The following is a 427-nucleotide window of genomic DNA, read 5'->3' as shown; positions in this document are numbered from 1 at the left end:
ATTTGGCATTTGTGTATTTTCAAGTTCTATGCTTACCTCTCTACTTCCTGAACTAGACCATAAGCAACACTCATCAGCACCACCATTGTATTTTTTAAATACATGAGCAATTTTGTGATAAGTTTCTTGATAAATACCACTTGTCTTAATTGTTCCTAAAATTTGGTTTTCTCCTGCAATAGGATTAGAATCTATAATAAAATCACTCCTATTAAGTCCATCACCATCTTTAGTCATAGTAAATTTTGCGTTTTCATATTCATCTTGGACTTTATTTGGAGTAGCAAAACCATTTTCAAAACCAAGTCTTAAATCACTCATACAACCCCCATATTGTCCACCTGTTGTAGTATTATCAAATGTGATGATGATTTTTTCTTTAGGGATAATATCATTACTTCCATCTCCCAATAAATCCACCCAATTT

General features: G+C 32.1%; 1 pseudogene. It reads right to left on the bottom strand.

Annotated features, from left to right (window positions below):
- Positions 1-427, bottom strand: a pseudogene (locus tag CQA75_RS09000) (hypothetical protein); the annotation flags it as partial.

The organism is Campylobacter taeniopygiae (assembly GCF_005406225.1).
In the GTDB taxonomy this organism is placed as follows: domain Bacteria; phylum Campylobacterota; class Campylobacteria; order Campylobacterales; family Campylobacteraceae; genus Campylobacter_D; species Campylobacter_D taeniopygiae.
Note: the sequence above shows the minus strand (reverse complement) of the source record. Positions and strands in the feature narration are given on the sequence as shown.